A 6,937-nucleotide genomic window follows, 5' to 3' on the forward strand; every position below is an offset into this window, starting at 1 on the left:
CGCATAGGTGGCTCGTCGCCTAGCCACGGAGCCCCTCGTGATCGATCCACACGTCACCATCGAGCCCTCGATCCTCTACCTCGGGACCCCGGTCGTCCTCATCAGCACGCAGAACGAGGACGGGACCGCTAACATCGCACCGATGTCCTCCGCGTGGTGGCTCGGGTGGCGGTGCATGCTCGGTCTCCAGACCGCATCCCAGACGCCGCAGAACATGATCCGCACGGGGGAGTGCGTGCTCAATCTGCCGTCGCCGAAGCAGGCCGATGCCGTGAACAGGTTGGCGCGCCTGACGGGCACCGAGACGATACCCGAACTCAAGCAGCGGCTGGGCTACGCGTACGAGCCCTCCAAGTTCGAGGTGGCCGGCTTGACCCCCATCGCATCGCAGACGGTGGCCCCGCCCCGCGCCGTGGAGTGCCCAATCCAACTTGAAGCCGTCGTCGCGGCGCGGCACGGTATCATGGACGACGACCCCCAGGTCGCCGGCCTGATCTCGGCCTTCGAGGTGCGCATCACCCGCGTCCACGTGCATCCGAGCCTGCTCATGGACGGCCACGAGAACCGGATCGACCCGGCAAGGTGGCAGCCGCTCATCATGAACTTCCAGAAGCTCTACGGGGTGTCCCCCACCGAGATCGTTCCCTCCCGCCTCGCGGAGATCGAGGAGAGGAGCTACCGCATGCCAGACGTGGATCGGGCCCGCGGGGAAGCCGAGCATGCCGGCCGGGCGCCGACGCCATGAGCCGCCGGGACGATCACGCGGAAGCGATCCTCGCCGATCCTCGCTGGGCACGCATTGTCGCCCGAGACAGGATGGCCGACGGCCGGTTCTGGTACGCGGTCAGCACGACGGGCGTCTATTGCCGACCTTCATGCCCCTCGCGCGGCTGCAATCCCACGAACGTCACCATTCACGAGACCCTTGAGGACGCGCGGCGAACCGGCTTCAGGCCGTGCAAGCGCTGCAGGCCAGACGGCCCGGCCGCCGAGGTGATGAGTGCCGAACTCGTCACCAGGGCCTGCCGGCTCATCGAGGACGGAGAGACGCCTCCGTCGCTGACCGAACTCGCCGCGGCGCTCGCGCTGAGCCCCGGTTACGTCCATCGCATCTTCAAGGCGCACACCGGCCTGACGCCGAAGGGCTACGCGACGGCCCATCGTGCGAGGCGCGTGCGTGAGGCGCTGGTCGGCGACGGCAGCGTCACCGGGGCGATCTACGATGCCGGCTTCAGTTCCAGCGGCCGCTTCTACGAGGCGTCCAACGCGATGCTCGGGATGACGCCGTCGAGCTTCCGCAAGGGCGGGGCAAGGGAGGAGATCCGGTTCGCCATCGGCGAGACGACGCTCGGCTCGATCCTGGTGGCCTCAAGCGCCAAAGGCGTCGCCGCGATCCTGCTCGGCGACGATCCCGATGCCTTGGCTAGAAGTCTCCAGGACCGCTTCCCCAAGGCGACGCTGATCGGTGCCGACGCCGACTACGAAGCCATCGTGGCCAAGGTGGTCGGTCTCGTGGAAGCGCCCGATGTCGGTCTCGATCTGCCTCTCGAAGTGCGTGGCACCGCGTTCCAGCAAAGGGTCTGGCAGGCGTTGCGCGACATCCCGCTCGGCGAGACCCTGTCCTACGCCGAGGTCGCCGACCGCATCGGGCTTCCGAGCGCGACACGGGCGGTCGCGGGCGCGTGTGCGGCCAACAGGCTGGCGGTCGTGATCCCCTGTCATCGCGTCGTGCGCACCGACGGCGCCCTGTCGGGCTACGCCTGGGGCGTCGAGCGCAAGCGCGCGATCCTGGCCCGCGAGCGGGCGGCCGCCTGAGCGTTCGTTCCTAGCCCTGGCCGCGTCGTGCCGTACCATCGCGGACCGAAGGCGGGCGGATCGATCCTGGGCCACCGCCGGGGCGTCGGTCGCGAACGTATATTGGCCACCATGGAGAACGCGCCATGATCACGACACGCATCGAGGAATTCGATTGGGAGATGTTCGCGCGCGACCTCGACAGGCAGGGCTGGGGCGTGCTGCCGAAGCTCATGGCGGTGGACGAATGCGACGCGATCTCCGGGATGTACGGGGACTCTCCCGCGTTCCGCAGCCATGTCGTCATGGCGCGCCACGGGTTCGGGAAGGGCGAGTACCGCTACTTCTCCTATCCGTTGCCCGAGATCGTCCAGGAACTGCGCGTGGAGCTCTATGCGAAGCTCGCACCGATGGCGAACGCGTGGCACTGCCGCATGGGCCTGGACGCCCGCTTCCCCGCGACCCACGCGCAGTTCCTGGAGCGCTGCCATGCCGCCGGACAGCGCCGGCCGACGCCCCTCCTGCTGCAGTACGGCCCGGGCGATTACAACTGCCTGCACCAGGACATTTACGGCGAGCATATCTTCCCGCTCCAGGTCGCCACGCTTCTGTCCGAACCGAACGAGGCATTCGCGGGCGGCGAGTTCGTGCTGACGGAGCAGCGTCCGCGCATGCAGTCGCGGGCCGCGGTCGTGCCGGTCGCCAAAGGCGACGCGGTTGTGTTCGCGGTGAACAGCCGGCCTCAACGCGGGTCCAAGGGCGACTACCGCGTGACGATGCGGCATGGGGTCAGCGAAGTCCGCTCGGGTCGCAGACACACCGTGGGGATCATCTTCCACGACGCTACCTGAGATGGACCGCGCTCACCCATCCCGTGCCGGCAGATACCCGAAAAGGTCGCCCGGGCGCACCAAGGTATTCCACCCATGGTGGCTCATCCTTCTCGGACACCGCCTCCGCATCTGTGATTAGCCCGGGGTGAGCGACGCTCCAAGATGATCCACAATCGACCGGACTTTCGCCGACGGCCTCGGACCCGCTGGGTAGATCGCATAGACTTCGGCCGGATCGAGCCGGTAGGATTTGAGGAGCTGGGTGAGCCGGCCGTCCCGTAGTTCCTCCCCGGCCATGACACGGGTCGCCAGCGCGATGCCCAACCCCGCCACCGCGGCAGCTAGTATTCCCGACGCCGAGTTGATCCAAAGCCGCGCAGGGACATCGACGGAGGTGGCGGTCCGGTTGTGCGTGAAGCGCCAACTCTCGCGACCGAACAGGCCGTGCTGGACGATACAATCGTGCCGGGCGAGTTCGGCCGGGTTGGCAGGGGTACCGCGGGCCGCGAGATAAGCCGGCGCCGCGACCACCAGCCGCTCGACCACGGCAAGCCTGCGAGCTCCGAACGTGGAGTCCGCCGGCGGCCCGACGCCCAGGCGGATGGCGACGTCAACACCGTCCATGATGAGGTTCTGGCGCGCATCGCTCATGGTGATCTCGACCCGGAGGTCGGGATGCCGGGCGAGGAACGTCGACAGCGCGGGGACGACGGCGCGTGAACCGTAGAGTACCGGCATCGCAAGGCGGATGACGCCCTGTAGGGAATCAACCCCACGGGCCGCCTGCTCCGCCTCCTCGACCTCCGCGAGAAGGGATCTGACCCGCTCTAGGTACAGGCTGCCGGCTTCCGTCAGGGAGATGCTGCGGGTGGTGCGCAACAGCAGCGTCGTACCCAGCCGCGCCTCAAGCGCTCCGACGACGCGCGAGACGGAGGGCTGCGAGAGCATCAGTTCGCGTCCCGCTCGCGACAGGCTCCCAGTCTCCGCCACACGGACGAACACGGCCATTTCCTGCCAGCGATCACTCATTTGAAATCCGGATAGATGTTCTTTGTTATGAGTGAATACACTGACCTTTGCAAATGGCCTATCTCCTAGCTCACGGCGTCACCGCGGCGCACGGGAGAACGGCGATCAGGCTTCAGGACAAGCTCGACGCCATGCCTGAGGCATTCGAGAAGAAAAGGAGTGTTTTGCTATGGCCATCAAGATCTACGGCGACCCTGGTTCCGGAAGCAGGCGCCGCGTCACCTCGGCGGCGGCCGCCATGGGCGTCGACATCGACATCGTGGACATCGATCTCTTCAAGGGCGAGAGCCACACGCCCGAGTTCCTGGAGTTGAACCCGCACGGCCTCTCGCCCGTGATGGTGGACGGCGACTTCGTCCTCTACGAGTCCGCGGCGATCAACCTCTACCTCGCCGAGAAGGCGGGCAGCGACCTGGCGGGCCGTACGACGCGTGAGCGGTTCGAGATCCTCCAGTGGATGTTCTGGTCGGGCGAGCAGTGGCGCGTCTTCGCGACGCTCACCTTCGATGAGGTGCTCGCCAAGCGCTTCGTGGGCCAGCCTGCCGACGAAAGCATCGTCAAGCTGGCAGCCGACAAGATCCGGGCTGCCGCAGCCGTACTGAATGCGCACCTCGCGACGCACGATTACCTGGTCGGCGACCGGCTGACGCTGGCCGATTTCGATGTCGCCGGTCCGTTCTCCCAGAACGAGCGGACGAAGATCCCTCTGAACGAGTTCCCGAACCTGGTCGCATGGCAGCAGCGCATGCTTGCCACGGTGCCGGCATGGGCCTCGACGAAGCGCGAGGTCGACGCCCGCATCGACGGTGCCCTGGCGGCGGTGGGCATCACGCTCTGAAGCCGGGCGCCGGCATCGCCGAGGGCGGCCTGCGCCACATCGGAAAGGCAGACCCATGAATATCGACTTGAGCGGCCGCACGGCGATTGTCACGGGCTCCACCGCGGGCATCGGCCGAGCCACCGCCGAGGGCTTGGCGCGGACCGGTGCCTCGGTTGTCGTCAACGGCCGCACGCGGGCGCGGGTCGACGAAGCGGTTCGGCAGATGCGCGCGGCATTTCCGGGGAGCGTCATCTCCGGCGTCGCCGCGGACCTGTCGACAGCGGACGGCGCGAAAGCCTTCGTCGCGGAGGTGCCGGATGCCGACATCCTCGTGAACAACGTCGGCACGGCGTTCCTCCGGGAGTACCGGGGCATTCGGGATATCGCGGCCATTCCTGACGACGACTGGCTCGACCTGTTCCAACTCAATGTCATGAGCGGCGTCCGCCTATCGCGACATTACCTGCCGCGGATGGTCGACAAGGGCTGGGGGCGCGTCGTCTTCGTCAGCAGCGAGTCCGGGGTCAACACGCCCAAGGAGATGCTCGACTACGGGATGACAAAGACGGCGCAACTCGCCGTCTCGCGCGGCCTGGCCGAGGCGGTGGCAGGCACGGGCGTCACGGTGAACGCCGTGCTCCCGGGGCCGACCCGGTCCGAGATCCTCGGGAAATTCATGGCGAGGCAGGCAGAGGCGAACGGCATCACGGTGGAGGAAGCCGAGCAGGGCTTCCTCCAGGCGCTGCGGCCGACGAGCCTGATCCGGCGCTTCGCCACCACCGACGAGGTCGCGAACATGATCGTCTACGCCTGCTCGGAGCAGGCATCCGCGACCAGCGGCGCAGCCCTGCGTGTGGACGGCGGCGTCGTGCGCTTCGTGGCCTGATGTCGAGCGCCCGGCGGTCTCGCCGTACCGTCTTTCCAAACATCGTCGCATCCGTGGCGAAACCAGAGACAGGACAAGCGAATGGGCAAGCTCGACGGGAAGATAGCGATCATCACCGGCGGCAGCGAAGGCATGGGTCGCTCGACCGCGCGACTGTTCGTTGAAGAAGGTGCCAATGTCGTCATTACCGGGCGGAACCAGGATACCCTGGATGCCGCCGTGCGGGAGATTGGCGGAGCAGTCGAGGCGTTCCGCGGCGACATCAGCAACCTCGCGGATCTCGATGCCCTCAGGACCTACGCTGAGGCGAGGCACGGCCGTGTCGACGTCCTGTTCGCCAACGCGGGAGGCGGCCGCCTCGGACCGTTCGAACAGGTTACGGAGGAAGATTTTGACCACACCTTCGATACGAACGCGAAGGGGACGTTTTTCACCGTCCAGAAGCTGCTGCCACTCATCCCGGATGGCGGGTCCATCATCCTCAACACATCGATTGCCGGCTCCAAGGGCTTGCCGGATTTCAGTGTCTACTCGGCGACCAAGGCGGCGATCCGCTCGTTCGCACGCACCCTCACGACGGACCTCAAGGGAAGGGGCATCCGCGTGAACGCCCTGGCACCGGGACACACCGCGACCGACATCATGCGCAAGGCCGGGATATCCGTTGAAAGCATCGACGGGATCAATGCTCGGATCCAGGCACAGGTGCCGGCCGGCCGCATCGGCACGGGCGACGATATCGCAAAGGCGGCGTTGTTCCTCGCCTCGGACGACGCATCGTACGTGACCGGCATCGAACTGACGATTGATGGCGGCTGGGCGCAGGTCTGAGACCTGCGAGTATGCGGAAAGCGATGGTTATAGGTTCGAAGCTGACGACACCGCGGCAGCGGGGACGTCAGCTTTCGGAGACTGCATCGGGTCCCGCAAACGACGGGCTTGGGTCGCTGCCGGAACGTCTGCTTCTGGAATCAAGGTCGAGGTCCGGTTGCCTGACGCTTGCCCCCTTCAGCGTCGGTCGGGGCGTGGGTGTTCGCAATAACCAAAAGTTCTCATTACCTGTCCGACGTCAGCACCTGTGGGACAGAATGAGGGTCTTCACGAACGGAGGATGGCTGGTTCATCGTAGCCCCTGAGGAGCGAAGATGAAGCAGACATCCGGACCGGCCAAGAAGCCGGCAGAAGCGGTGATCAAGGACATCCGTCGGGCCACACGTCGGCAGTTCTCCTCCGAGGAGAAGATCCGCGTGGTGCTCGAAGGCTTGCGTGGCGAGGACAGCATCGCCGAGTTGTGTCGACGTGAGGGGATCGCCGCCTCGATGTACTACGGCTGGTCCAAGGAGTTCCTGGAGGCTGGCAAGAAGCGCCTGTCCGGCGACACGGCTCGTGCGGCAACGGCGGACGAGGTGCGGGATCTGCGCCGCGAGACGGGGGCGCTCAAAGAGGTCGTAGCTGATCTTGTCCTGGAGAACCGTCTGCTTAAAAAAAGCATGAGCGGGGCTGGGGGCGACGAGGCATGAGGTACCCGGCCCCCGAGAAGCTGGAGATCATCCGGCTCGTCGAGCAATCCCACCT

7 protein-coding genes and 1 pseudogene are annotated in these 6,937 nt (G+C 66.3%); 7 read left to right on the plus strand and 1 reads right to left on the minus strand.

Annotated features, from left to right (window positions below):
• Positions 1-37 precede the first annotated feature (37 nt).
• The 3 genes from FV218_RS06060 (at position 38) to FV218_RS06070 (ending at position 2,645) form a co-directional block, all read left to right on the plus strand.
• Positions 38-745, plus strand: coding sequence for a flavin reductase family protein (locus FV218_RS06060; protein WP_147709070.1), 708 nt, complete (start codon positions 38-40; stop codon positions 743-745).
• Complete coding sequence (gene ada, locus FV218_RS06065; protein WP_147709071.1) at positions 742-1,815, plus strand: bifunctional DNA-binding transcriptional regulator/O6-methylguanine-DNA methyltransferase Ada; 1,074 nt, start codon at positions 742-744, stop codon at positions 1,813-1,815. The genes FV218_RS06060 and ada overlap by 4 nt, the downstream gene beginning before the upstream one ends.
• Positions 1,816-1,940: 125 nt before the next feature.
• On the plus strand, positions 1,941-2,645 hold the full coding sequence (locus FV218_RS06070; protein ID WP_147709072.1) for a 2OG-Fe(II) oxygenase: 705 nt from the start codon (positions 1,941-1,943) through the stop codon (positions 2,643-2,645).
• Between the two features lie 117 nt (positions 2,646-2,762).
• Here FV218_RS06070 and FV218_RS06075 read toward each other — a convergent pair whose 3' ends face one another.
• The gene (locus FV218_RS06075) at positions 2,763-3,656 is read right to left on the minus strand and encodes a LysR family transcriptional regulator (RefSeq protein ID WP_147709073.1); all 894 of its coding nucleotides are present in this window, start codon (positions 3,654-3,656) and stop codon (positions 2,763-2,765) included.
• Positions 3,657-3,825: 169 nt separating this feature from the next.
• Between FV218_RS06075 and FV218_RS06080 the strand changes: the two genes are divergently transcribed.
• From FV218_RS06080 to FV218_RS06095, 4 genes and pseudogenes are all read left to right on the plus strand, one after another.
• Positions 3,826-4,494 (plus strand): glutathione S-transferase family protein, encoded by a 669-nt coding sequence (locus FV218_RS06080; RefSeq protein WP_147709074.1) that lies wholly within the window; start codon positions 3,826-3,828, stop codon positions 4,492-4,494.
• A gap of 55 nt (positions 4,495-4,549) precedes the next feature.
• Positions 4,550-5,362 carry an SDR family oxidoreductase gene (locus FV218_RS06085; protein WP_147709075.1) on the plus strand — a complete coding sequence of 271 codons (813 nt, stop codon included), beginning with the start codon at positions 4,550-4,552 and terminating at the stop codon, positions 5,360-5,362.
• An 81-nt stretch (positions 5,363-5,443) separates the two neighbouring features.
• Positions 5,444-6,193 carry a glucose 1-dehydrogenase gene (locus FV218_RS06090; RefSeq protein ID WP_147709076.1) on the plus strand — a complete coding sequence of 250 codons (750 nt, stop codon included), beginning with the start codon at positions 5,444-5,446 and terminating at the stop codon, positions 6,191-6,193.
• 314 nt (positions 6,194-6,507) lie between these two features.
• A pseudogene (locus FV218_RS06095) lies at positions 6,508-6,937 on the plus strand (transposase); the annotation flags it as partial.

This window comes from Methylobacterium sp. WL69 (genome assembly GCF_008039485.1).
Lineage (GTDB): Bacteria > Pseudomonadota > Alphaproteobacteria > Rhizobiales > Beijerinckiaceae > Methylobacterium.